The sequence below is a fragment of the Thalassospira australica genome (assembly GCF_000763295.1).
Lineage (GTDB): Bacteria > Pseudomonadota > Alphaproteobacteria > Rhodospirillales > Thalassospiraceae > Thalassospira > Thalassospira australica.
Genome location: NZ_JRJE01000006.1, coordinates 104,209 through 125,730, shown reverse-complemented (window position 1 = coordinate 125,730; position 21,522 = coordinate 104,209). Strand labels below are relative to the sequence as shown.

At 52.8% G+C, this 21,522-nt stretch carries 19 protein-coding genes; 15 read left to right on the top strand and 4 right to left on the bottom strand.

The features are described from left to right. Nucleotides 1-52 precede the first annotated feature (52 nt). The 5 genes from JF44_RS0105990 to JF44_RS20300 all read left to right on the top strand — a co-directional run bounded on the left by JF44_RS0105990 (nucleotide 53) and on the right by JF44_RS20300 (nucleotide 4,813). Nucleotides 53-961, top strand: a complete 909-nt coding sequence (locus JF44_RS0105990; protein WP_033068056.1) for a LysR family transcriptional regulator — start codon at nucleotides 53-55, stop codon at nucleotides 959-961. Between the two features lie 167 nt (nucleotides 962-1,128). Next, the gene (locus JF44_RS0105985; protein ID WP_033068055.1) at nucleotides 1,129-1,926 is read left to right on the top strand and encodes an AzlC family ABC transporter permease; all 798 of its coding nucleotides are present in this window, start codon (nucleotides 1,129-1,131) and stop codon (nucleotides 1,924-1,926) included. Beyond that, nucleotides 1,923-2,249 carry an AzlD family protein gene (locus JF44_RS0105980; RefSeq protein WP_033068054.1) on the top strand — a complete coding sequence of 109 codons (327 nt, stop codon included), beginning with the start codon at nucleotides 1,923-1,925 and terminating at the stop codon, nucleotides 2,247-2,249. Before JF44_RS0105985 ends, JF44_RS0105980 begins: the two co-directional genes overlap by 4 nt. Nucleotides 2,250-2,459: 210 nt before the next feature. Next, nucleotides 2,460-4,310, top strand: a complete 1,851-nt coding sequence (locus tag JF44_RS0105975) for an HsdM family class I SAM-dependent methyltransferase (protein WP_052065490.1) — start codon at nucleotides 2,460-2,462, stop codon at nucleotides 4,308-4,310. Between the two features lie 2 nt (nucleotides 4,311-4,312). Beyond that, nucleotides 4,313-4,813: a hypothetical protein gene (locus JF44_RS20300; RefSeq protein ID WP_156111611.1), complete on the top strand. Its 501-nt coding sequence runs from the start codon at nucleotides 4,313-4,315 to the stop codon at nucleotides 4,811-4,813. Nucleotides 4,814-4,876: 63 nt separating this feature from the next. Here the strand turns inward: JF44_RS20300 and JF44_RS0105970 are convergent, their stop codons facing one another. The 3 genes from JF44_RS0105970 to JF44_RS0105960 form a co-directional block, all read right to left on the bottom strand. After that, nucleotides 4,877-6,472: a peptide chain release factor 3 gene (locus JF44_RS0105970; protein ID WP_033068053.1), complete on the bottom strand. Its 1,596-nt coding sequence runs from the start codon at nucleotides 6,470-6,472 to the stop codon at nucleotides 4,877-4,879. 103 nt (nucleotides 6,473-6,575) lie between these two features. Beyond that, complete coding sequence (locus tag JF44_RS0105965; protein WP_156111610.1) at nucleotides 6,576-7,613, bottom strand: permease; 1,038 nt, start codon at nucleotides 7,611-7,613, stop codon at nucleotides 6,576-6,578. Between the two features lie 49 nt (nucleotides 7,614-7,662). Beyond that, entirely contained in the window at nucleotides 7,663-8,010 is a 348-nt protein-coding gene (locus JF44_RS0105960) for an ArsR/SmtB family transcription factor (protein ID WP_052065488.1), read from the bottom strand. Nucleotides 8,011-8,170: 160 nt separating this feature from the next. Here JF44_RS0105960 and JF44_RS0105955 point away from each other — a divergent pair, with 160 nt between their 5' ends. The 6 genes from JF44_RS0105955 to JF44_RS0105930 all read left to right on the top strand — a co-directional run bounded on the left by JF44_RS0105955 (nucleotide 8,171) and on the right by JF44_RS0105930 (nucleotide 13,469). After that, nucleotides 8,171-8,503, top strand: coding sequence for an ArsR/SmtB family transcription factor (locus JF44_RS0105955; RefSeq protein ID WP_033068051.1), 333 nt, complete (start codon nucleotides 8,171-8,173; stop codon nucleotides 8,501-8,503). Nucleotides 8,504-8,534: 31 nt separating this feature from the next. Beyond that, on the top strand, nucleotides 8,535-9,050 hold the full coding sequence (locus JF44_RS0105950) for an arsenate reductase ArsC (protein WP_033068050.1): 516 nt from the start codon (nucleotides 8,535-8,537) through the stop codon (nucleotides 9,048-9,050). Nucleotides 9,051-9,070: 20 nt separating this feature from the next. Next, the gene (gene arsB / locus JF44_RS0105945) at nucleotides 9,071-10,114 is read left to right on the top strand and encodes an ACR3 family arsenite efflux transporter (protein ID WP_033068049.1); all 1,044 of its coding nucleotides are present in this window, start codon (nucleotides 9,071-9,073) and stop codon (nucleotides 10,112-10,114) included. Nucleotide 10,115: 1 nt separating this feature from the next. Further along, nucleotides 10,116-11,132, top strand: coding sequence for an ArsJ-associated glyceraldehyde-3-phosphate dehydrogenase (locus JF44_RS0105940; RefSeq protein ID WP_033068048.1), 1,017 nt, complete (start codon nucleotides 10,116-10,118; stop codon nucleotides 11,130-11,132). 15 nt (nucleotides 11,133-11,147) lie between these two features. After that, nucleotides 11,148-12,374 (top strand): organoarsenical effux MFS transporter ArsJ, encoded by a 1,227-nt coding sequence (gene arsJ / locus JF44_RS0105935; protein ID WP_033068047.1) that lies wholly within the window; start codon nucleotides 11,148-11,150, stop codon nucleotides 12,372-12,374. 339 nt (nucleotides 12,375-12,713) lie between these two features. Beyond that, on the top strand, nucleotides 12,714-13,469 hold the full coding sequence (locus JF44_RS0105930; protein ID WP_033068046.1) for a PhoH family protein: 756 nt from the start codon (nucleotides 12,714-12,716) through the stop codon (nucleotides 13,467-13,469). A gap of 93 nt (nucleotides 13,470-13,562) precedes the next feature. Here the strand turns inward: JF44_RS0105930 and JF44_RS0105925 are convergent, their stop codons facing one another. After that, nucleotides 13,563-14,582, bottom strand: a complete 1,020-nt coding sequence (locus JF44_RS0105925) for a cation diffusion facilitator family transporter (protein WP_052065487.1) — start codon at nucleotides 14,580-14,582, stop codon at nucleotides 13,563-13,565. A gap of 223 nt (nucleotides 14,583-14,805) precedes the next feature. Between JF44_RS0105925 and JF44_RS0105920 the strand changes: the two genes are divergently transcribed. The 4 genes from JF44_RS0105920 to JF44_RS0105905 all read left to right on the top strand — a co-directional run bounded on the left by JF44_RS0105920 (nucleotide 14,806) and on the right by JF44_RS0105905 (nucleotide 21,488). Next, nucleotides 14,806-16,788, top strand: a complete 1,983-nt coding sequence (locus tag JF44_RS0105920) for a heme lyase CcmF/NrfE family subunit (RefSeq protein ID WP_033068045.1) — start codon at nucleotides 14,806-14,808, stop codon at nucleotides 16,786-16,788. A gap of 21 nt (nucleotides 16,789-16,809) precedes the next feature. Further along, the gene (ccmI, locus tag JF44_RS0105915; protein ID WP_033068044.1) at nucleotides 16,810-18,105 is read left to right on the top strand and encodes a c-type cytochrome biogenesis protein CcmI; all 1,296 of its coding nucleotides are present in this window, start codon (nucleotides 16,810-16,812) and stop codon (nucleotides 18,103-18,105) included. A 314-nt stretch (nucleotides 18,106-18,419) separates the two neighbouring features. Further along, nucleotides 18,420-18,866 carry a response regulator gene (locus JF44_RS0105910; protein WP_033068043.1) on the top strand — a complete coding sequence of 149 codons (447 nt, stop codon included), beginning with the start codon at nucleotides 18,420-18,422 and terminating at the stop codon, nucleotides 18,864-18,866. 21 nt (nucleotides 18,867-18,887) lie between these two features. Beyond that, nucleotides 18,888-21,488 carry an ABC transporter permease gene (locus JF44_RS0105905; RefSeq protein ID WP_156111609.1) on the top strand — a complete coding sequence of 867 codons (2,601 nt, stop codon included), beginning with the start codon at nucleotides 18,888-18,890 and terminating at the stop codon, nucleotides 21,486-21,488. Nucleotides 21,489-21,522: the final 34 nt, after the last annotated feature.

The window sequence follows — 21,522 nt, the reverse complement described above, 5'->3', positions numbered from 1 at the left end:
CCTTACTTTGGGAATCCCCAAACTAAGATCGATTGCGTATGGAAAAGGCCCGATGACCACGGAACAGTCGGATTTGAAACTTCTGCGGATATTCCTGACCATTGTTGAGGCAGGGGGATTTGCCGCAGCACAAAGCGATCTCAATCTGTCACTTTCAACAATATCAAGCTATATCACCACCCTGGAAGCCCGACTGGGTTTCACGCTGTGCAAACGCGGGCGCAGCGGTTTTGCCCTGACAGCCGAGGGCCAGGTCGCATTTGAAGAAGCACACCGGCTTTTCAAATCAATCGGGCAATATGAAACCAAGATGCGGGCGCTGCGCGACAAACTCAGCGGCACTCTGACCATTGGCCTGACCGATAATACCATAACCGATCCGGCAGCGCGCCGGATCGAACAGACCATCGCCCGGTTTATGGACCGCGCGCCCGACGTAACTTTGAACATCGTGACCTATCCACCCAACGATCTGCTGCGCGAAGTTGTCACCGACAACATTCAGATCGGCATTTGCAGCTTTCCAAAAACGGTGCTTGGCCTGCGCTATATCCCGCTATATGACGAAATCCACCGGTTTTATTGCGGATCGGATCATCCGCTTTTTGGCCGTTTGGATGCGGAAATCGACATTGATGAAATCCGGCGTTATCGCCTGATCGGGCGCAAATCCTGGCTTGGCCGGGATTTGAAAGAATTCGCCGTCGCCCGCCCCCATGCCACCGTCTCGGACATGGAGGCAGAGGCCCGCCTGATTTTATCCGGTGCATTTCTGGGCTATCTGCCCGAACATTATGCGCAGCAATTCGTCGACGCCGGACGCATGCGCGCGATCCAGCCAGATCGGCTCAGGGTCACTGTCACATTTCAGGCAAGTCTTGATGACAGCAAACAGGCAGACCCCATCACCAAGCTTTTTCTCGATATGCTGATCAGGGATTTTGGCGTAAACCCCGACTAAGAGAAATCGACAAACGACATCGCAATAGCAATTTCGTCCAATACGACCCCTGCAACATCGACCATGGTGCAGGGACTAAAACGTCCCCTCGCACACCATGACCACGACAATGCGCCCGTCGCCCCACACAATGAACTGGCGCGAAACGAACAAAGGAAACGTCGAAAATGTCACGCCCCAGACAGCCCGAAGTCGGGCATTTCGATGCAGATACCATCAGGCGCGGCGCACTTGCCTGTCTGCCGCTCCTGCCCAGTACCATCATCTTTGGTGCAGTTCTGGGTGTACTTGCCGCCCAGCGTGGATTGTCGCTGGGCGAGCTTCTTTTCATGAGCCTGGCGGTCTTTGCCGGATCGGCCCAATTTGTATCGGTCGATCTGTGGCGCGAAACCATTCCGGCCGCCACCATCATCATCGCCACTGCGGTGATCAATATGCGCTATGTCCTGATCGGGGCATCGCTGCGCCCGGTATTTCGTGGGCGTCCGCTTTGGGTCAAGGTCGTTGGCATGCATATGGTAGCCGATGAAAACTGGGCGGTTTCCATGACACAGCCCACCCTTGCCAATCCGGGTTTCCTTTTGGGCGGCGGGATGTTCCTTGGCGTGGTTTGGGCCACAGGCAATACGGTGGGGTACCTGTTGGGCGGAGGTATTCCCGACCCGGAAGTCTATGCGCTTGATTTCGCTTTCACCGCTGTTTTTGCAGCACTCACCATTGGCATGTGGAAGGGCAAGGTTGACCTTTTGCCATGGATCGCGGCCGCCATCGGATCGATCATTGGTCACTTTGTCTTGCCGGGCACCTGGTCGGTTTTGCTGGGTGCTGCTGCGGGGGTGATCACCGCAGCCCTGACTTGGCGGCCTGATATGGATGACACCAGCCCGGAAACCGAAATTGCCGTTGACGGCACTACCGTCTATGGCGCACCCGAAGGCCGGTTTGGTACGGACACAGGAAAATGACCCAGTTCCCTGACCTGACCAGCTTCAGCCTTGAATCCGTTCTGACCATCCTTGGTATGGCAGCTGTGACATATGGCATGCGTCTGGGCGGTCTTTTGATGGCGGACCGTTTGCCGCAGCATGGCCGTTGGGCACATGTGCTTGAACGCCTGCCCGGTGCAGTCCTGATTTCCGTCTGGGTGCCAAGCGCCCTTTCGGCAGGCACAATCGGCATCGCAGGTGCGGCTGCCACCGTGATCACCATGGCCGTTGCGCGCAACCTGTTTGCCGCCATGGCGGTTGGGATGACTCTCGTCACTATATGTCGCTATACTTTCAACTAAACCAACTGAAAATCCCTACCAAAAAAACATCGATAAATTACCTTAAGCTCTTTAAAAGCAAGATTTATTGCATCAAAGGTAGTTTAATTGGTATTCAACATATCTTGTATTCCGCAAATTTCTATAGACGGAGAGCTACTCTCCAAAATCACTGAATTTACAAGTAGCCTTCTTCTAGAAAAATTAAATTTTTCACAAGTTGAGAGTAGTATGACAAGAATATCCGAATTCTCCTCTTATGTTTTCATAAAAAATGATCTCAACGCTCTTGGCTGGACTACTAAAAATCCAAACAGAGTAGCCGCTGGCCAGCTTTACACACAACAAGAGTGTCTTGACCACCCTGAAATTAAAAATGGCCTTGATCGGAAAAGGCCTGAATATGTAGTAAAAGTAAGAGAGCAATCATTTTGGGTTATAGAAGCGAAAGCGAAAATTGAGGATATAGACACAGCCTTTCATGAGGCAGCGGAATATGCAAAATCAATCAATGAAAATTCATCGATTATCAAAGCACAGATTGTTACGGGAGTAGCAGGATCTGACGATCAAGGTTACCTAGTCAAAACAGCATATATATTCGACGACGGAACAATACAGAACGTACAATACAATGGCAAACCAATCACAGGCTTGCTGTCACCAGATCAAGCTAAATATTTAACAGACAACAACACAAACGCACTAAATGATTTAATCATAAGCGAGATTATTCTATTAAAAGTAGCCGAAAAGATCAACGAAGAACTACACAAGGCGTCAATCAACAAAGACCTCAGAGCAACAGTCATGTCAGCAATTCTACTGGCAATGGTTTCAGACACACTTCCAAACTTCAATGCATCTCCAGACGTACTAGTTAAAGATATTAACAACAGATCTGAAGATGTTTTAATTGCACACTCAAAGAGAGAGTTCTCCGAATACATCGAATTACGCCTACCCCAAGAAAATGCGGCGAAGGAAAAATACAGATCTGCAATAATAAAAGTATTTTTCCTGTTACGTAAAATAAACATTAAGGCAGCGATGGATGGAAGCCATGATCTACTAGGCAAATTCTATGAAGTTTTTCTTAAATACGGAAACGGAGCAAAAGACATCGGAATCGTGCTCACACCTAGGCACATCGCTGAATTTGCCGTCGAAGTGCTGAACATAACCGGCGACGACCTTGTATACGACCCGGCGTGCGGAACAGGTGGATTTCTCGTAGCAGCATACGACAAAGTTCGAAGAGACACTCCAGAACAAGTCGAAATGTTCAAGAAACACAAAATATTCGGCGTTGAACAACAAGCCAATGTAGCTACCCTTGCCATTGTCAATATGATTTTTCGAGGGGACGGCAAAAACAACATCATCAATAACGATTGCCTAGCACTCAACCTTAACCGAAAAATTCGAAATGGTGAAGCCAGTGCAGAGTACATAACCACCACCACCACTAGGCCCCCAGTCACCAAGACCCTAATGAATCCGCCGTTTTCCCTGAAAAGAAGCGATGAGCAGGAATTTACGTTCGTCCAACACGCCATAGATCAGATGCAGGAAGGAGGACTTTTATTGGCAGTACTTCCCATATCAGTAATGTGCTCGATGGGACGAGATCAATCATGGAGAAAAAGAACAATTGAGGGCAATAGCATCCTTGCTGTATTTTCACTGCCTAACGATCTGTTTTACCCGCAAGCATCGGTGGAAACGGTCATTGTAATTATTGAAAAAGGGAAACCTCACAAAGAAGACCAGAAAACTCTGTTTGCGAGGATTATAGATGATGGCTTCTCAAAACTCAAACGCAGACGGTTAAGGCACGGAAGAGATTCACAACTAGAAACAATCCAGAAAGAAGCGAAGTCTTTTGTTGCTGGAGGAATCGTCAATGAGGAACCTGGCTTCATCCAACTTAAGACCGTTGATCTTAGCGACCCGAACCTTGAGATAGTCCCCCAAAAATACCTAGACCGCCCCTCTGCATCAAAAGAAGACATAAAAAACGAAACAAAAAAATTATATTCCGAGTTTTTATTCCAGAAAATAAGAAAATCCTTGCAGTAAAAATGAAAATAGAAAAGTTATTTCAATTATCCACCGCAAAATCACGTAGCATCGATGATTACGATCACGGTGACGTACCTTTTGTGACAAACACCGAACTTAACAATGGTGTTGTAGCCTACGTATCACCACAATTTGGGGACAAAGTATTCACAGGCCCAGCAATTTGTATTTCAGGATTAGGACATGCAACCGTACACTTTGGCGAATTTCTACCCAAAGGGAATGGCGGGGACTCCTGCACCATACTAAAGACTCGACAATTCAAAGCATTACCAGAGATAGTTTATTATGCTGTATTATTTAACACCACTCACAAATGGCGATTTTCTTATGGAAGAAAAGCAAATATAAGAAGAATATCAGGACTACAACTACCTTCCAATTACGAAAAACACAGCCTTGAGTTCTCCGAAACTTTATCTGAGACAAATAATTTTGTATTGTCGATGATCAAAGAAAATCAGAAAATTGGAACGCAACAAACAACACCATCTAGCTAAAACCAATTAAAATATAAAATTTTAATTTACTTAGATACACTCACTATTTTTTTAAAAAGAAAATCAAACCACCACCAAATTCTGTTCACGCGTACTTTCGAACTTGAGGTTCGGCCAATCGCGTTGTGTGGTTTCCAGATGCCAGGCGTTGCGTGCGATGAAGACCAGTGTGTCGTCATGGTCTTCAAACAGCGCCGACTGGTTGGCATCGCGGAACTTTTTGACTTCCAGCGGATCATCGCCCATCACCCAGCGGGCGGCATAGGCCGGGGTCTGTTCGAAATGCACCTTGATGCCGTATTCGGCTGAAATGCGTTCCTTGAGAACCTCGAACTGAAGCTGCCCGACAACACCAACGATCCAGTCCGCCCCCATCATCGGTTTAAACACCTGGGATGCGCCTTCTTCGGCAAGCTGTTCAAGCGCGCGCTGCAGATGTTTGCCCTTGAGCGGATCATCAAGGCGGACTTTTTGCAGCAATTCGGGCGCAAAGGCCGGAACCCCGCGGAAGCGTAAATCTTCGCCCTCGGTCAGGGTATCGCCGATGCGCAACGTCCCATGGTTCGGAATACCGATGATGTCACCCGGCCAGGCTTCTTCGGCAATGTCACGTTCATTGGCAAAGAACAGCATCGGGTTATGCACCGCCATCTGTTTGCCTGCACGGACATGTTTAAGCTTCATGCCGCGCTTGAAGTGGCCCGAACACAGGCGAATAAACGCGATGCGATCCCGGTGGTTCGGGTCAATGTTGGCTTGGACCTTGAACACAAAGCCCGCTACTTTTGGCTCAACCGCCTCAACCAGACGCGTTGCTGCTTCCTGCGGGCGCGGGGTCGGTGCGATTTCGCCAATGCCGCGCAACAATTCACGCACGCCAAAGTTATTGACCGCCGAACCAAAGAAGACCGGGGTCAGATGCCCTTCGCGATAGCTTTGCAAATCAAATGGCGGGCACATTTCGCGCACCATTTCGACTTCTTCGCGCAGCTTCTCAAGAAGATAATCCGGGATCAGTTCATCAAGCTTTGGATCATCAAGACCCTTGATCGGAATAGCGTCCTTGACGACATTGCCGCCTTTCTCCATGAACAGAAGCTGATCATTGACCAGATCGTAACAGCCATGGAAATCACGGCCTGAGCCAATCGGCCAGGTTACCGGCGACACATCAAGGGCCAGATCCTGTTCGATCTGATCAATCAGTTCGAACGAATCACGGGCTTCGCGGTCAAGCTTATTGACGAACGTCGTGATCGGCACGTCACGCAGACGGCAGACCTCAAACAGCTTGCGGGTCTGGGCCTCGATCCCCTTCGCGCCGTCAATCACCATGACGGCCGAGTCAACCGCGGTCAGAACGCGATAGGTATCTTCGGAAAAGTCTTCGTGGCCCGGCGTATCAAGCAGGTTGAAGATGTTCTCTTCAAACTCGAAGGTCATCACAGCCGACGACACGGAAATACCGCGGTCCTGTTCGATCTTCATGAAGTCCGAACGGGCACCCCGTTGTTCCTTTTTCGCCTTAACCGCACCGGCCATCTGAATCGCACCCCCAAAAAGAAGCAGCTTTTCGGTCAGTGTGGTTTTACCCGCATCCGGGTGGGCAATGATGGCGAAGGTACGGCGACGCGATACCTGCTGGTCAATCGTCGACATGATGTCTCAACTTTAATCCGTATGAATTTCTTGGCGCGCAATGTAGCGATTTTTACGCCCATTGCCACCGTGAAATCGTCATATCGGACATGTAAAGCCCCGATTACCCCAGCCAAACCTGCGAAATCACACCAATCGCAAACGATCCAACCAGCGCATAGACCAGATACAACGCAAATACCGGCTTTTTCACCAGCGCAAACACCGCAATCGCGGCTGGAATGGAGGACACCCCGCCGGCCACCAGAAAGGCCATGGCGGCACCAGCCTGCATGCCCTGCCCAATCAGGCCTTCCATGATCGGAAGGGCGGCATAACCGTTCAAATATGCCGGAACCCCGACAAGCGTCGCAATGGCAATCGGACCAACACCATCCCCACCAAGCAACCCACTGACGCTTTCGGCGGGTACGTAAGCGACCATCATGCTTTCAAGCAGGAAGGCAAACGCCAGCCATTTACCCAGGAAAATCATGTTTGATATGGCGGATTTGCGGAATTTGGCGACACGGTCATCTTCCTGCCAGAACTTCCACACAACATCCTTGTGCGAGCGCACTTTTGCGCCACCGCAGCCACCATTGCCAACACCTTCGCGCAGTGGGTCAGATAAAAATCCCCGTGAGATCAGCCACATGGTGACAAAGCCCCCCATCAGACCAAGGGCGATGGCAGCAATCATCTTGATGACGGCAAAGTCAGTGCCAAGGGTGCCTGCGGTCAAAACAAACATCGCAGGATCAATCACAGGGGATGCCAACCAGAACGCCATCACCGGCGCGAGTGGAACACCCATTGCAAGCAATGCCGCAATCAACGGGATCACGCCGCAAGAGCAAAACGGTGACAATGCGCCAAAGGCCGCTGCAGTAAAGACCATGCGGATCGGGTGGCCAGCAAAAGCGCGTGAAATCAGATTATCAGCGCCCGTCGCCGTCGCATAAGCCGCAATCCCAATCGACAGCGCAAGGTACGGTGCGGTTCCGACAAAGGCCTCAAGCGTAAAGACGATGCTGGGGATAAACTGCGCACGGTCCAACAGATAAACCGCGAGCAAAATGCCCACTGCAGCCAGCAAGACCCGGTCAATCTGGCGCGCTGATGTACCGATACGGCGAAGTTTCAGGGCAAGCGCAGTCATATCCATATCCCTAGAAAAATAGTTATATAAAGTTAAGCGAAAGACCGCATTATGCGACCGTTTCAGACTCCGTGGTGGTGGCAGTGGCGAGGGCAGCACCGCCCCCAAGATCAACACCGCTGCAACATTCATCGGCAATGAAGCCAAGCAAGTCTCTCATTACATCAAAATCGGCCCGGTTGCGGGTTTCACGACCATGCTTTTCCTGATGCACAAGACCGGCCTGCACCAATGTGCCCAGGTGATGAGCCAATGTGGATGCCGGAAGGTCAAGCAACCGCCCGATGTCACCGATATTCAACCCGTCATCACCGGCCTTGACCAACTGACGATAGATTTTCAATCGGGCCTCATGACCCAATGCAGCAAAGGCTGGTGCAATGTCTTTTTCAATCATGTCGACAATATAACTATATTTCTAGTTATTTAAAAGTGTTTTCTTTGATGCCCCGTAATCATCTGATTAACAAAGAAAAAACTGCCACGCGACAGCGCTATTGATGCTGAAATACAATTGTCACTTGCGCTTCGTTAAATATGTCGATAATTCTCGACATATGGACACAAAAAACGCAATAGCCGCGCTTGGCGCATTGGCACAGGAACACAGACTGGCGGCATTCCGCCTGCTGGCCCAGACCGGCGAAGACGGAATGGCGGCAGGGGAACTCGCACGTCAGATCGGCATCCCGCACAACACGATGTCGTCGCATCTGGCGACGTTAAGTCATGCGGGACTGATCAAGGCAACGCGTGACGGACGCTCGATGATTTATCACATCGTGCCCGAAGTCATGCGCAGTCTATTGGGGTTCCTGACAGACGATTGTTGCCACGGCCGCCCGGAACTTTGCGGATTATCACCGGCCGTCCAGACGGACTGCTGTTAATACATACTGTCGCCTCAAAGGACGAAACGATATGTCTGCTGGTACATACAACGTGCTTTTTCTATGCCGGGCCAACTCGGCACGCAGCATCATGGCTGAAGCGATCCTCAAGCATGAGGGGCATGACCATTTCTTTGGCTATAGTGCCGGATCACATCCGCGCGGTGACGTGCATCCATATGCGCAAGAACTTCTGCAAAGCCTTGGCCATGATCTTTCAGACTTTTCATCCAAGGCGATGGAAACCTATTCCGAGCAGGACGACATCAAATTTGATTTCGTTTTCACGGTCTGCGACGCAACCGCGAATGAAGAATGCCCGATTTTCCCCGGATCTCCGATGACCGCCCACTGGGGGGTTCCTGATCCTGCGGCCGTGACCGGCAGTGACGCGGAAAAGCGTCTGGCCTTTGCCGAGACCTATCGAATGCTGCGTAATCGGATATCAATTTTCACCAGCCTTCCGTTCAAATCGCTTGATCGTCTGTCCCTGCAAAGCGAACTCGACAAAATCGGGCAGACCAGCCCATCCGAGAACCGCGAATAAACAAGGAAGATGCCACCACCATGAATTTGTTTGAACGCTTTCTGACCGTCTGGGTTGCGGCCAGCATCATTGTTGGCATCCTGTTGGGGCAATTGTTCCCAACCCTGTTTCAGACAATCGGAAACCTGACCGCCTATGAAATCAATTTGCCGGTTACGGTACTGATCTGGTTGATGATCGTACCAATGCTGATGAAGGTTGATTTCGGTGCCCTTAATGAAATGCGCCGTCAATGGCGTGGCATCGCGGTGACGCTTGGTGTGAACTGGTTGATCAAGCCATTCACCATGGCAGCCCTTGGCTGGTTGTTTATCGGCTTTCTGTTCCGCCCGCTTTTGCCCGAAGCACAGATTGAAAGTTATATCGCCGGTCTGATCCTGTTAGGTGCAGCCCCCTGCACGGCGATGGTGTTTGTCTGGTCGCACCTGACCAAGGGCGATGCGAACTTTACCCTGACGCAAGTGGCACTGAATGACACGATCATGATCTTTGCCTTTGCGCCGATTGTCGCGCTTTTGCTGGGCATTTCGGCGATCACCATCCCATGGGAAACGCTGACCATTTCGGTTATCGCCTTTATCGTTATTCCGGTAATCACCGGTCAGGCAATCCGAAGCCGCCTCATGAAGGGGGGCATTGACCATTTCAATGCCTTTGATGCCAAACTCAAGCCGATCTCGATGATTGCGCTTCTGAGCACACTGGTCTTGTTGTTTGCCTTTCAGGGCCAGCAGATTATCGCGCAACCGATGATCATCGCCGTTCTGGCTGTGCCGATCATTTTGCAGACCTATTTCATTGCGGCCATCGCCTATGTCGCCAACAAGGTTCTTGGCGTTGAACACAAGATTGCCGCCCCTTCGGCAATGATTGGTGCGTCGAACTTTTTCGAACTGGCTGTTGCCACGGCCATTGGCCTGTTTGGCTTTTCATCGGGGGCAGCACTGGCAACCGTTGTTGGCGTGCTGGTCGAAGTCCCCGTCATGCTGTCGCTGGTGGCAATCGCCAACCGATCACGGGGCTGGTTTCACGACACCCCAACGTCCAAAGTAACGGAGTCCTGACATGAGTCGTAAAATCCGCGTCGGTATTAATGGATTTGGCCGCATGGGCCGCCTTGTTTTGCGCGCCGGATGGGGACACCCGAATCTTGAATTCGTCCACATCAATGAAATCAAGGGCGGGGCCGAGACTGCGGCTCATTTGCTGGAATTTGATTCCGTCCATGGCCGTTGGACCAATCGGGTTGATTGTATCGACGATCAGGTGGTGATTGATCAAACCCACAAGATTTCATTTAGCGACAATACAACCCCGGGCGAAACCGACTGGGCCGGCATGGGCTGTGACATTGTTCTGGAATGCAGCGGAAAGTTCAAAACACCCGAGACCATTCAGCCCTATTTTGACCAGGGGGTTAAAAAAGTCATTGTTGCTGCACCCGTCAAGGAAGGTGCGCTTAACATTGTCTATGGGGTGAATGACGATCTTTATGACCCGACCCAACATGACCTTTTGACGGCGGCAAGCTGCACGACCAACTGTCTGGCACCGGTGGTCAAGGTCATGCATGAAAAACTCGGCATTGTGCATGGATCGATTACCACCATCCACGATGTGACCAACACCCAGACGATTGTTGACCTGCCGCACAAGGATTTGCGCCGTGCGCGGTCCTGCCTGCAGTCACTGATCCCGACCAGTACCGGGTCGGCAACGGCCATCACGATGATTTATCCGGAACTCAAGGGTAAACTGAACGGCATTGCTGTGCGTGTTCCGTTGCTGAATGCTTCGCTAACCGATTGTGTGTTTGAAGTCGCAGAAGATACCGACGTTGAAACGGTCAATCGCCTGATGCGCGAAGCATCGGAAAGCTACCTTTCCGGGATTCTCGGATACGAGGAACGCCCGCTGGTCAGTGTGGATTATCTCAATGACAGTCGCTCTTCGATCATTGATGCCGGATCCACCATGGTGATCGACAAACGGCAGGTAAAACTGCTGGCCTGGTACGATAATGAATGGGGGTATGTCTGCCGAATGGCGGACCTGGCCGCCAAAGTCGCGCAAAGCCTGTAGGTCGGAGGCCACACCATGTCACCCGCAATCCGCAATTACATGTTGGTCACAGGCGCCTATTGGGGCTTTACACTGACCGATGGGGCCTTACGCATGCTGGTGCTGTTGCACTTTCATGCGCTTGGGTATTCGGCGTTTGAAATCGCCCTGCTGTTCATCCTGTATGAAGTTGCCGGAATTGTGACCAATCTGGTGGGCGGATGGTTGGCCCAGGCACGTGGATTGCGCTTTACCCTGTATGCCGGGCTGACGTTACAGGTCGCATCGCTGGCCGCATTGTCCCTGACCAACCCGGACTGGTTGCCTGCGGTGTCGGTTGCCTATGTCATGGGGCTTCAGGCCGCATCGGGGGTTGCCAAGGATCTGACCAAGATGTCGAGCAAATCGGCAATCAAGGTCCTTGTGCCCGCCAATGCCGAAGGCGCGCTTTTCCGCTGGGTCGCGCTTCTGACCGGATCGAAGAACGCCCTTAAGGGTATTGGCTTTTTCATGGGCGGGGCGTTGTTGTCCTGGCTTGGCTTTTCCGGCGCGTTGCTTGCGATGGCAGCCGGGCTTGCCCTGACCCTGATCGCGGTTGCCCTGTCGCTTGGAAATGCGATGGCGGGCCCTGCGAGTGCGATCAAACCAAAGTTTCGCGATGTTTTTTCGCGTGATCGCAAGATCAATGTCCTGTCGGCTGCACGTCTTTTCCTGTTTGGATCGCGCGATATCTGGTTTGTGGTCGGCCTGCCAGTGTTTCTTGCCGCAGAGCTTGGCTGGGGCCATATTGAGGTCGGCACCTATATGGCTGCCTGGGTCATTGGGTACGGCTTCATTCAGGCCGTCGCACCAAAGATGCTACGGGCCAAAACCCGCGAACCAGATGGCAAAACCGCGCAAATCTGGATTACCATTCTGATTGGCGTTTCTGCGGCAATTGCCGGGGCCATCACCCAAGACATCGCACCGGAATTTGCTGTTCTGGGCGGGCTTCTGGTATTCGGGGTTGTCTTTGCGATCAACTCATCGCTGCATTCCTATTTGATCCTGTCCTATGCCGAGGGTGACAAGGTCGCGATGAATGTCGGGTTCTATTACATGTCAAATGCCATCGGACGACTGACCGGCACGGTCCTGTCGGGTGTTGCTTATTTGTATGGGGGGCTGGTCGGATGTCTTGTGACGTCGATTGCTTTTTTGACGCTTGCCTGGATCATAAGTGCTGCCCTGCCATCGCGTCGAATGGTGCCAACACAGGGGTGATCAAAAAAAGTTCTTTCGCAGATGCGGGATAAACATTTGAAAAGACTCGCAATCCTGTTTCATCAAAATTTCATGACGCAAAAACCCGTGACAAGACACTGCATATAGGGGTACGATTCTAATTAACGGTCTACAACTGGACCGCAGGAGGAGTTCCCGAGTGTCGCGAAAAAGCGTCTTACAACGAGAATTTTCGCCCCCCGGATCGCACATGCAACATGCTGTGACCGGCGGAAACTCCTACCGCCACTTCCATCGCAAGATGAAAATTGAATGCGCGCCCTTCCATGACGGAACGGCGCGTTTTGCTTTTTTGGCAACTTTGTTGAGGTGATCATCATGGGTAAGCGCGCAGCACGTCGTCGTAATCGTCCGCAGCAGTCTGACACCAACGTCCACGAACTGTTTGATGAAAAGAATGCCGATTGGCACCCGCTTGACGGACCTGCCCCCAAAGAGCAACGCGATCAAAGCTTCCGACGCCACATCCGCCCGAAAAGTGAAAACCAGGCAGCCCTGATGGATGCCATTGACAACTTCAACCTTGTGATGGCCCTTGGCCCGGCGGGGACGGGTAAAACCTATATCGCCGTTTCCAAAGCAGTCGAAGCACTTGATAAAGGCGATATCGCCCGTATCGTTCTGGCCCGTCCGGCGGTTGAAGCCGGGGAAAACATCGGTTTCCTGCCCGGCGACGTCGAAGCCAAAATGGCACCGTATCTTCGCCCGCTTTATGATGCACTCAATGATCGCCTGGGGGCCAAACGCCTTAAGACCTATATCTCGGACGGCACGATCGAAATCGCCCCAATCGGCTACATGCGCGGACGTACCCTGAACAACGCCTTTGTCGTGATTGATGAAGCCCAGAACTGCACATACGGGCAGCTCAAGATGCTGGTCACACGCCTTGGCTGGAATTCCACGATGATCCTGACCGGCGACCCGGACCAGACCGACCTTCTGCCAGAAATGTCGGGTCTGTCGGAAATGTCCGATCGCCTGCAAAACGTTGATGACATTGCCTGCGTTCAACTGCGCGACAAGGACATTGTCCGCCATCCACTGGTCGCTAGCATGCTTACAGTTCTTTAAGTTTCGACACGGCAAACCAAGAAGAAAAGGCGGGCCCGCAAGGGTCCGCCATTTTTCACTTCAAGATATCTAAGTGCCAGGTGTTCCGCCCCTTCAGGCGTCGGCGGTTAGCGCAACTTCGCCACCACTGTTGACCGGGATGTCATGCTGACCAGCGCGTTTGGCGCGCCCGGTGTGCCAGAATTCCGGATCCTCGGTATAGCCGCTGAACTCATCGAGATGGATGTCCTCGGGGGGTTCCGGATGGATCGTAATATCAAGATCGGGGTATTCGGACCGGATGCTGTCCATCACCTGATGACAGATGGTGTGCGATTCACGCATCAACATACCGCCATCCATGATCAATTCGATCTCGGCAAAGCGATGCACCCCCGATGAGCGGGTCCGCAGGCGGTGAATGCCAATGACCGAGGCATTCTTCATCGTCAGTTCAATGATCCGCTGACTGTCGGATTCGGGCAGTTCGGCATCCATCAAAACCTTGATTGAATGACGGCCAACCTTGATCGCGGAAAACACCAGGAAGACCGCAACCAGAACCCCGATCAACGGATCGGCCCACAAAAAGCCCGCCATGCCCAAGACAAGGGCAAGGATCACAGCTGCATTGGCAAGGATATCACTGGTATACTGAAGCGAATCGGCTTCTACCGCGACCGACCCCGATACACGAGCAGCCTTGCGCTGCAAAAGCACCAGACCGAATGTCAGGACCATCGAAACGGCCATCATCCAGATGCCCTCGGTCGCGTATCGAAGCGGTTGTGGTTCAAAGACACGCGATGAGGCCTCGGCCACAACAAACACCGCAGCCCCGATCATAAAGGCGCATTGAAACAGGCCAGCCAACGGTTCGGCCTTGCCATGACCAAAGCGGTGATCATGGTCCGCAGGGCGCCAGGCGGAGCGCACCGCCATGAAATTGACAACCGCAGTGCCAACATCAAGCATGCTATCGACCATGGATGACAGCAAACTGACAGAATCGGTCAGGAACCAGCCAACTGCCTTGATCGCAATCAGGAGTGCAGCAATGCAAATGGAGGCCGTCGTTGCACGACGCGCCCACATTTCTTTCTGTGCTATGTCAATGACGGGACATTGACTCATACGTTGTTGACCTCTGGCCTACCAATCCGCTGCCTGACCACGGTTTTATAGCCTGCTTGCGGACAATATGTAACGTCTATTGCCATATTTTTGTCCCCAATAGTGCAGCAAATAGCGCATATTTGATATTCCGCAAGGTTTCCAAGCCTTTTTAAAGGGATTATATGTCGCATCCGGGCACATAACAAATACCGCAGGCCTGCTAGGGACAAGACGCATTAATATGATTGTAGAAATCGGACATTACGCCCTGATACTGTCGCTTGTGATGGCAGTTGCTCAGTCCACGATCCCATTCCTGGCGGCATCGCGCCGCGATCCGGTTCTGTTGCGGGTTGCGCCCAGACTGGCAATTGCGTGCTTTGCGCTTGTGGCGACAAGTTTTATCGCACTGACTTATGCCTATGTGACGTCTGATTTCTCCGTACTTAATGTCCTGGCCAACAGCCATACATCCAAACCGATGATCTACAAGATCACCGGGGTCTGGGCCAATCACGAAGGGTCAATGCTGCTTTGGGTCCTTATCCTGACCCTGTTTGGCGGCGCTGTTGCCGCCTTTGGTCGCAACCTGCCACCCAGCCTTCTTGCGCGCGTGCTCGGTGTTATGGGATTGATCGGCGCTGGATTTATCCTGTTCATCGTTTTGACCTCCAACCCGTTTGAGCGCGTTTTGACCCCGCCGCTTGACGGGGAAGGCATGAACCCGCTGCTTCAGGATCCGGGCATCGCCATTCATCCGCCGTTCCTGTATCTCGGCTATGTCGGTTTTTCGGTTGCCTTTGCCTTTGCGGTTGCCGCCCTGATCGAAGGTCGGGTTGATCCGGCTTGGGCGCGCTGGGTCCGGCCTTGGACGCTGGCGGCTTGGGTGTTTCTGACCGCTGGCATCGGGCTGGGCTCCTGGTGGGCCTATTACGAGCTTGGCTGGGGCGGCTGGTGGTTCTGGGACCCGGTCGAAAATGCTTCCTTCATGCCCTGGCTTGCCGGAACTGCCTTGCTGCATTCCGCCATTGTGGTGGAAAAGCGCGATGCGCTGAAAAGCTGGACGATTTTTCTGGCAATTCTGGCATTTTCATTCTCGTTGCTTGGCACTTTTCTGGTGCGATCGGGCGCACTGACATCGGTTCATGCCTTTGCCACCGATCCGACACGCGGTGTGTTCATCCTGCTGCTGCTTTGCATTACGGTCGGCGGGTCCCTGTCGCTTTATGCGTGGCGTGCGCCCAGCCTTAAGGGCGGCGGGCTGTTTCAGCCGATTTCACGCGAGGGGGCATTGGTCTTTAACAATGTGCTGCTTTCGATTGCGGCTGCCATGGTTTTGCTGGGTACGTTGTATCCGCTTTTGCTCGAAACCCTGACGGGCGAAAAGATTTCGGTCGGTGCGCCGTTCTTTAATGCCACCTTCGTGCCGATCATGACCCCTGTGATCATTGCCATGGCATTTGGTCCCTTGATGCCGTGGAAGCGTGCGGATTTGATTGGTGTATTTAACAAGCTCAAGATCGCGCTGGCCGTGACGGTTGTGGTTGTGCTTGTAACCCTTTGGCTTTCTGGCGGGCCGGCCTTTGCCCTGTTTGGTTTGGGACTGGCAACCTGGCTGTTTGTCGGATCAATCCTTGAATGGGCGGGCCGGGTTCAATTGTTCCGCGCCCCAATCGCGACCAGCCTGCGCCGAATGCGCAATTTGCCGCGCTCGGCCCACGGAACAATGTTGGCCCATGCGGGTGTGGCAATTGTGGTTGCCGGGATTACGGGATCGCAGGCCTGGACGGAAGAAGCCGTGCAATCACTGGGCGTCGGCGAAAGTGCAAAAATCGCCGGTCACACCTTTACCCTGTCTGACATTCGGGAATATCAGGGGCCGAACTTTGTCGCCCGCGAGGCCGAAGTCACCATCACCACGCCGGGCGAACGTACCGTCGTCCTGACACCGGAAAAACGCGTTTACACGGTTGAAGGCATGCCCACGACCGAGGCCGGCATTCAATCAAGCTTCACCGGTGATATCTATGCCGTGATCGGTGATCAGGATGAAGGCGGCAAGTGGATCACACGATTTTACGTCAAACCAATGATCCCCTGGATGTGGTTTGGTGGCCTTGTCATGGTGTTTGGCGGGTTGATGTCACTTTCTGACCGGCGTTATCGCATCGGTGCGCCAACCCGTTCCCACAAAGCCGCAACCAAAGCGGTTCCCGCAGAATAAGCCCAAGGACAGGATACGAGTATGACCATCTGGATTGTTCTTGGCGCGATGACCCTGCTTTTGGTCGGGTTCATTCTGTGGCCGATCATGCGCCCCCCGCGCCTTACGCGAACCGATCAGCATGCCGACACCGGGGATGCAGCAAAACCGGATACGGACATATCCACCGACATCTCGGACAACAGCGGCAGCGAAGAGAGCGAAATATCACGCGATCTTGCGGTATATCGTGACCAGCTTTCCGAAATTGACCGTGATATCGAACGCGGGGTTCTGAACGCCGAACAAGCAACCGCTGCCCGGATCGAAGTACAGCGACGTATTCTTGCAGCTGATCAGCGGGTCAAACAGCAACAAAACAATGACGCAGCTGGGCAATCCTCCACCACCAAACCTGTTCGGGCGATCGCTGCCGCCATTACGGGGGTGTTAATTGCAGGCGGGATTGGGTTGTATCTTGATCTTGGCAATCCGACCCTGCCCGATCGTCCGATCGCCAGCCGCACAGATGAAATCAATGCGATGCGGCAAGCCCAAACGGCCAATCAGGATCGTCAGGCGATCATGGAGCGCGCAGTAAGTGACCTGTCGCAAAAGCTTCTGGAGGACCCTGATGACCTCAGGGCGTGGGAACTGCTTGGCGCCAGCTTGATGACGTTGGGACGCCCACAAGAAGCCCAGACGGCGTTTCTTGAGGCGGTTAAGCGGTCCGGACGCGATGGCGATTACCTTGCCATGTATGCCGAAAGTCTTGTGCGTGCCAACAATGGGCAAATCAACGCCATCTCCCGCGGGGTTTTGCGAGAAGCAGAAAAAACCGAAAGCACGGACCCGCGCATCCAATACTACCTTGGACTGGGTGAGGCGCAGGATGGCAATGTTGCCGCCGCCATTGACCGCTGGATCGCGCTGGCCAACAGTGCACCGGGCGATGCGGGTTGGCTGCCTATGGTGGTTTCGCGCATCAGTGAAGCCGCCCTTGCCCAAGGGATTGATATCGAGGGCCGTCTTGATATTGATGAAAGCGTGACAACACGTGGCCCAAGCCAGGAAGATATCGCCGCGGCCCAGGAAATGACGCCCGAACAGCGTCAGGAAATGGTCATGTCGATGGTCAACGGTTTGGCCGAACGCCTGGAAGCCGCCCCAGACAACCCGGATGGATGGGCACGTTTGATGCAGGCCTATATGGTTTTGGGGCAGGAAGAAGACGCACGCTTGGCATATCAAACAGCAAAAAAAGTATTTGCCGAGCAACCCGACCTTGTTGCGCGATTCGCATCCTTGGCTTCTGAAATTGGCATTGCGCTGGATTAATACTGACGCAAACGGCCTGCAAAACTTTCCTCGCCTTTCCCCCTTTTTCTCCAACTTTAGAGCCACCACATACCATACAGACAGATAGTATCTACAACTGTACTGATGTCTTGTTGAATTGATTTTCTTGCTGAGGTATGAAATTAAGACTTAAGGATACTTAAGACATATTTTATATGTCATTTCACAAAGAGAAATTGTTGGGGGTGGGACCATATTTCTCTTTGTAGTCAGTGGATTAACACGATTTTAGAATAAAAATTCGGGTATGGCTTGGGTTAGACGGAAGCCATCCGTAAGGGTAGCGGATTACAATGCCGGATCAAACGAGTGGCGCAACCAACAACCTTTTGTTGATTGAAGACAACCCAGGTGACGCAAGACTTGTGCGTGAAGCATTACGGGAATTCAAGCGACCGGTCGAACTCCATCACGTCAAAGACGCGATCACTGCCCTGCAGTTCTTGCAACAAGACGGGCCATATCGCAATTCACCACGCCCGCGCCTGATTCTTCTTGATCTTAACATGCCCCGTAAAGATGGCCGCGAAATGCTGCGCGACATCCGCAATGATCCCAGTTGTGCATCCATCCCTGTGATCGTCCTGACCACATCGGGTGCCGAACATGATGTTGATCTGTGTTATGCCGCCGGGGCAAACTGTTATTTGCGCAAACCGGTGGATGTGACAGAATTCATCGAACTGATGAAAATGATCGAAGCTTTCTGGCTGGGGCTGGCGTTGACCCCGACGCCATAACCCCCTTCCAGCGAGACTGCCGTGTCCCGCCCGACATCACTGCTTGCCAGATATTCCATATTCCCCGCCAGTCTGACGATCGCATTGCGTGAACTGCGCAGGCCCGGCGTTGGTATGAGCGCGCTGTTTGCCACACTTGTGTTTGCAGCAACGATTTTGCTGCTCACGGTCAGCCTGACGCAATCGGTGCGCGATGGCATGCGCCAATCGGCACAACAAACCATTGGCGGGGATATTTCATTACGCCTTTTTCATCGCGCACCGACATCGGCCGAAATCGCCTTCCTTAAAACACAGGGAACCGTAAGCCTAACTCTCGAACAACGGGTTATGGTCGGCTCTGCACGCGACACCCCCCCTGTTTTGTCCGAGCTAAAAGCAATTGATCAGACATATCCGCTGTATGGGGAAATATCACTGACACCAGACATCACGCTTGAAGATGCGCTGATGCCCGAAAATGACCTGCCCGGTGCAGTGGTTGGCCCCGAACTGCTTGAACATGGCAAATTCGCGATTGGTGATCTGATATTGCTTGGCGGCCGTCCCCATCAAATCCGTGCTGTCATTACCACAGAACCAGAACGCAAGTTCAGATTGTTCTCGCTGGGGCCGCGGGTCATCGTTGGACTTGATGGCTATCGCGAGAACCCCCTTTTAGCACCGGGCAAGCAAGTCTATTGGTATGCCCGCCTGAAAGTGCCGGCAGGCAAAGATAGATCGCACGAACAGATCATCGCCAATATTGAAGACAAATTTCCTGACAGTGGTTGGCGGATCGTGAATGCCGCAGACGGCGTTCCGGGTATGGAGCGGATTGGCGATTTTGCATCTGCCTTCGTCAGTCTGATCGGACTGGCAATCTTTGCCATTGCCATGTCGGCAATCCACAATGCGCTGATTGCTGATTTATCTGCCCGGCGTAGGCGCTTTGCCATCATGCGGGGCCTTGGTGCCCGCCCACACCAAATTGCCACAAGCCTTATCTGGCAGATTGGCCTTATCACCAGTGTCGCAGTATTTGTTGCGATACTCTTGACCACCGTCACCGGGCAGTTTGTTTTCCCCTATCTTCGCGATCAGCTTGGCTTTGACATAAGGTCTGATTTCACCAGTGCACCTTTGATCGTCAGCTTTGTTTACGGGTTCGTCACACTGGTTGCCATTGGTCCGATCAGTACGGCCTGTTTGACGCCCCCGAGCCACCTGTTTCGTCATCAAATGCCGCATCAACAGGGCAATGACACATTCCCAAAAACAAGGCTTTGGGCTTCACGGCGTGGTCAGAACTTGGTCAAAGTCGTTCTCGCCATCGTGCTTTATGGCATTGCCACCCTCCTGATTGATCTGGGCTGGCTTTCATTGGCACTGCTTGGCGTACTGGTCTTTTGCCTGCTGCTGTTTGTGCTGCTGGGCCGGATCATCCGGTTTTGTGCCGGCAAACTTGCAGTTAGATCCATCTCATCGCCAACACTACGGCTTGCACTGCGCAACATCGCGCGTCCAGCGGCACCAACAGTAACCATCACGGCATCGTTTGGTTTGGCCATGACCTGTCTGTTTGCCGTGATCCTGTTTGGCACCCTGGCAGGTCATCACCTGAAATCTGTGCTGCCATCCCAAACACCTGAAATCATTTTCTTTGATCTTCCGCCAAACGAGGCCAAGGCATTTGAGGAACGCGCCCGACAAAATGCAGATGTTCGCGCAGTTACGCAAATGCCGTTCCTCCACGGGCGAGTAACCCATCTGAATGGCACCCCATTGACGCGCGCGGATGTGCCACGACGATATCACTGGTTCTTGCGCGGGGACCGGGGAATTTCATGGACTGCGGCACCAACCGCAGACATGGAACAAAGTACCATTTCAGACGGTCATTGGTGGGGGCCCAACAGCCAAAATGCACATTTGGCGTCACTTGATGCCGGGGTCGCCAAGGCCATCGGCATAGCCGTTGGAGATCGTTTGACCCTCAATATTTTCGGGCACCCCTATGACGTGCAGGTTGCCAATCTGCGCATTATCGACTGGACACGTCTTGGGCTTGATTTCCCGCTCGTCCTGTCCCCAATGGATCCAAGCTTTGATCATGGAGTGCTCAGCGCGATCAGCTTGGGTGACGAAGCATCACTCAACAATGCCATTGACCAGCTACGCGAAGGATACCCGGACATTCCGGCAATTATCGTTTCGGATGTCCTGGGAAAATTGAACGGGATGTTTGACGCAGTTCTGAGCGGGTTGGTTGGTTTGACCGTACTGGCAACAATCGGGGCCAGCCTGGTGATCATAAGCGGCCTGATTGCCCTGCGGCAAAGTCAGAGCAGCACCCTTGCCATGCTGCGCACATTGGGCATTCAACCCGTTCAAATCACCACCACAGGGGCGCTGGAAACAGGGATGATGATCGGGATAAGCGGCTTTATCGGCTTGATCATGGGGGCCGGGATCGCAATTGGCGCCGGTCAAACCATCGGAACCATTACCGCTGCACAAATCGCACAGGTAGCCTGGCCCATTTTGGCATCTGCAATTGTGATTATGTTGGTGGTCGGTTTTGGTGGCGGATGGGCATTACAGGCCCGTGCGCTACGGACCCGGCCAGGGTGGCGCAGTTAAAGAAACTTCCGCGCCGGAAAGAGCTGCGCCCCAT

What these genes read in the sequence shown, in the direction of transcription:
- JF44_RS0105985 (WP_033068055.1), top strand. Translation starts at nt 1,129, where the DNA reads ATGTCACGCCCCAGACAGCCCGAAGTCGGGCATTTCGATGCAGATACC.
- JF44_RS0105960 (WP_052065488.1), bottom strand. Translation starts at nt 8,010, where the DNA reads ATGATTGAAAAAGACATTGCACCAGCCTTTGCTGCATTGGGTCATGAG.
- JF44_RS0105965 (WP_156111610.1), bottom strand. Translation starts at nt 7,613, where the DNA reads ATGACTGCGCTTGCCCTGAAACTTCGCCGTATCGGTACATCAGCGCGC.
- JF44_RS0105925 (WP_052065487.1), bottom strand. Translation starts at nt 14,582, where the DNA reads ATGAGTCAATGTCCCGTCATTGACATAGCACAGAAAGAAATGTGGGCG.
- JF44_RS0105910 (WP_033068043.1), top strand. Translation starts at nt 18,420, where the DNA reads ATGCCGGATCAAACGAGTGGCGCAACCAACAACCTTTTGTTGATTGAA.
- JF44_RS0105930 (WP_033068046.1), top strand. Translation starts at nt 12,714, where the DNA reads ATGGGTAAGCGCGCAGCACGTCGTCGTAATCGTCCGCAGCAGTCTGAC.
- JF44_RS0105980 (WP_033068054.1), top strand. Translation starts at nt 1,923, where the DNA reads ATGACCCAGTTCCCTGACCTGACCAGCTTCAGCCTTGAATCCGTTCTG.
- JF44_RS0105940 (WP_033068048.1), top strand. Translation starts at nt 10,116, where the DNA reads ATGAGTCGTAAAATCCGCGTCGGTATTAATGGATTTGGCCGCATGGGC.
- JF44_RS0105970 (WP_033068053.1), bottom strand. Translation starts at nt 6,472, where the DNA reads ATGTCGACGATTGACCAGCAGGTATCGCGTCGCCGTACCTTCGCCATC.
- JF44_RS0105955 (WP_033068051.1), top strand. Translation starts at nt 8,171, where the DNA reads ATGGACACAAAAAACGCAATAGCCGCGCTTGGCGCATTGGCACAGGAA.
- JF44_RS0105950 (WP_033068050.1), top strand. Translation starts at nt 8,535, where the DNA reads ATGTCTGCTGGTACATACAACGTGCTTTTTCTATGCCGGGCCAACTCG.
- arsB (WP_033068049.1), top strand. Translation starts at nt 9,071, where the DNA reads ATGAATTTGTTTGAACGCTTTCTGACCGTCTGGGTTGCGGCCAGCATC.
- arsJ (WP_033068047.1), top strand. Translation starts at nt 11,148, where the DNA reads ATGTCACCCGCAATCCGCAATTACATGTTGGTCACAGGCGCCTATTGG.
- JF44_RS0105975 (WP_052065490.1), top strand. Translation starts at nt 2,460, where the DNA reads ATGACAAGAATATCCGAATTCTCCTCTTATGTTTTCATAAAAAATGAT.
- JF44_RS0105990 (WP_033068056.1), top strand. Translation starts at nt 53, where the DNA reads ATGACCACGGAACAGTCGGATTTGAAACTTCTGCGGATATTCCTGACC.
- ccmI (WP_033068044.1), top strand. Translation starts at nt 16,810, where the DNA reads ATGACCATCTGGATTGTTCTTGGCGCGATGACCCTGCTTTTGGTCGGG.
- JF44_RS0105920 (WP_033068045.1), top strand. Translation starts at nt 14,806, where the DNA reads ATGATTGTAGAAATCGGACATTACGCCCTGATACTGTCGCTTGTGATG.
- JF44_RS20300 (WP_156111611.1), top strand. Translation starts at nt 4,313, where the DNA reads ATGAAAATAGAAAAGTTATTTCAATTATCCACCGCAAAATCACGTAGC.